Origin of the sequence: uncultured Aquincola sp. (genome assembly GCF_964001545.1) — a bacterium.
Lineage (GTDB): Bacteria > Pseudomonadota > Gammaproteobacteria > Burkholderiales > Burkholderiaceae_C > Aquincola.
Genome location: NZ_CAXFDV010000134.1, coordinates 1 through 2,522, shown reverse-complemented (window position 1 = coordinate 2,522; position 2,522 = coordinate 1). Strand labels below are relative to the sequence as shown.

2 protein-coding genes are annotated in these 2,522 nt (G+C 71.0%); one reads left to right on the top strand and one right to left on the bottom strand.

Features of this window, described 5'->3' with window-relative positions; all coding sequences use genetic code 11:
• Positions 1-595 precede the first annotated feature (595 nt).
• Positions 596-2,110, top strand: a complete 1,515-nt coding sequence (locus tag ABNT58_RS04445; protein WP_348752301.1) for a 3-hydroxyacyl-CoA dehydrogenase — start codon at positions 596-598, stop codon at positions 2,108-2,110.
• On the opposite strand, the gene ABNT58_RS04440 is transcribed toward ABNT58_RS04445, so the two are convergent.
• Positions 2,016-2,357, bottom strand: a complete 342-nt coding sequence (locus tag ABNT58_RS04440; protein ID WP_348752300.1) for a hypothetical protein — start codon at positions 2,355-2,357, stop codon at positions 2,016-2,018. The two genes, ABNT58_RS04445 and ABNT58_RS04440, sit on opposite strands and share 95 nt — an antisense overlap.
• Positions 2,358-2,522 lie beyond the last annotated feature (165 nt).

The following is a 2,522-nucleotide window of genomic DNA, read 5'->3' as shown; positions in this document are numbered from 1 at the left end:
CACGGGTGGACTTTTGCGCAGGGCCGTGCGGGTGGGCTCGGGGGCGCATCTGGAGCGCCGAGCAACGCAGGGTGGGTGGCCGCGCGCGCAGCGCGCCTCGTGAACTGACTCGCGGTCGTTGTCCGAGCACAGTGAGCGCAGCGAACGTAGCGAGTTGGACCGCGGGCCACCCACCCGAGTAGCGCAGGGCAGTCCGCGCTACGCGCGGACCGCGGAAGCTAAGCCCCCGGGCCCGCCCGCACGGCCCTGCGCAAACAGCGCCACCCGCACCAGGGTGTCCTCAGCGCCGAGCCCCCGCACGACTCTGTGCAACACCAGCCAATCACCACCCAGGGTGTTGAAAGCCCACCAAACCCACAGCAACAGCACCCAATGAAAAAGGGGCCTCAGCATCCAAGCCAAGGCCCCTTTTCCTCGCAATGTCGTCACGCTGAGCGCAACGCCTGCTTTTCCTCCCGGTAAACCGGTTGGGGCCGCATCGCAACCCCGAGCCCAAGATGGTGCATGGCTGTCCAACTTCTGTCGTCCCCGCAAGCGCGGGGTGGCTTGGCAGCCCTACCATCCAGGGCATTCCAATCAATGCAAGGACCACGCCATGCCGGAAGCTGCTGCGCTGCTGGGCGCCCATACCGTCGTCGGCATCGTGGGCGCCGGCAGCATGGGGGTGGGCATTGCGCAGGTGGCCGCGCAGGCCGGCCATGCGGTGCGCCTGTTCGATGCGCAGCCCGGCGTGGCGCAGGCGGCCTTGCAGCGCATCGGCAATGACCTGGCCACCGCGGTGCAGCGCGGCCGGCTGCAGCCGGCGCAGCGCAGCGCGGTGCTCGAGCGGTTGTCGCTGGTCGACTCCATCGCCGGCCTGGAAGGCTGCGGCCTGGTGGTCGAGGCGGTGGCCGAGCGGCTGGAAGTCAAGCAGGCCCTTTTCCGCCAGCTGGAGCAGTGGCTGCCGGCGGCCACCGTGCTGGCCACCAACACCTCGTCCATCTCCATCACCGCCGTCGCCCATGGCCTGGTGCACCCGGGCCGCGTGGTCGGCTGGCACTTCTTCAACCCCGCGCCGCGCATGCGCCTGGTGGAAGTGGTGCGCGGGCTGGACACCGACCATGCGGTGGCCGATGCCGTCAGCCAGCTCAGCCGCGCCTGGGGCAAGACGCCGGTGGATGCGCCCAACACGCCGGGCTTCATCGTCAACCGCGTGGCCCGGCCGTTTTATGCCGAAAGCCTGCGGCTGCTGAGCGAGCAGCTGGCGCCCGCGCCGGTGATCGACCAGCTGCTGCGCGAGGCGGGCGGCTTTCCGATGGGGCCGTTCCAGCTCATTGACCTGATCGGCGTGGACGTCAACCTGGCGGTCAGCGAATCGATCTTCGCCGCCACGCAGTTCGACAGCCGTTATGCGCCCCACCCGCTGCAGCAGGAGCTGGTGCATGCCGGCCGCCTGGGCCGCAAGAGCGGGCGTGGCTTCTACGACTACCAGCTGGACGCGGCCACGCCCACCGCCGTGGCGGTGGAACCGGCGCCGCTGCGGCCCACGCTGCGCAGCTCGTCGCAGCCGGGCCTGCTGGCGCCGCTGGTCGAGCGGCTGCGTGCCGGTGGTCAGGTGGTGGTGTCCGACGGCTCACTGCCGCCGGAAAGCCTGGCGGTGGACGAGGTGACGGTGGCGCTGACCGATGGCCGCACCGCCACCTGCCGAGGTCAGGGTGAGCCCTTGCTGCTGCTGGACCTGGCGCGCGATTTCGCCACCACCCGCGTGCTGGGTGCGGCCGCCAGCACCGGCCACCATGAGCTGCTGCCCGGCCTGGCCGCGGCGCTGCAGCCGGCGGGCGTGGAGCTGCTGGCGCTGGACGACGTGGCCGGCCTGGCCGTGATGCGTGTGGCCTGCTGCCTGGTGAACGAAGCGGCCGAGCTGTGCACCTGGACCGGCACCTTGCCGGCCGATGTGGACATCGCGATGGTGCTGGGCGCCGGCCATCCGCAAGGGCCGCTGGCCTGGGGCGAGCAGCTGGGCGTGCAGCGTGTGATCAGCGTGCTGGAGCACCTGCAACAGCACTACGGCGACAGCCGCTACCGCCGGTCGCCGCGCCTGTGGCGGATGCAGGCGGCGCATCGCAGCTGACGGCCACGCGGGTGGCGCCAACGCCCGCGCGGGGCAGCGCATCCACCGCGCTGGCCAGCAGCAGCGCCAGCACCATGCTCACCGAGGGCACCACGATCGACAGCCACACCGGCAGCGGCAGGCGGCCGCGCGCGCGCCAGGGCAGCTCGGGGTGGTCTTCATCGGCATCGACATCGGCAATGGCGGACGGGGGCAGCGCCTCGGCCACGTCGGCCAGCGTGCTTGCATCCATGGCATGCGTCTTCAAGCAGGTTCTCCTCACAGGCGTGCTCGCGCCGCAGTGTCGCGGCTGGAGCGCGTGATCGCGTCATGCAGATGACGGACCCGGCGCTCGCCGCCTCGGGTTTGTCCGCAGGGAATCGGGCTTCCGTGCGGCACCACCCCTCCCTAAAATTCACCGACCGGTCGGTAT

Bases quoted from the DNA above. Each gene is read 5' to 3' on its own strand.
- ABNT58_RS04445 (WP_348752301.1), top strand. From the start codon at position 596: ATGCCGGAAGCTGCTGCGCTGCTGGGCGCCCATACCGTCGTCGGCATC.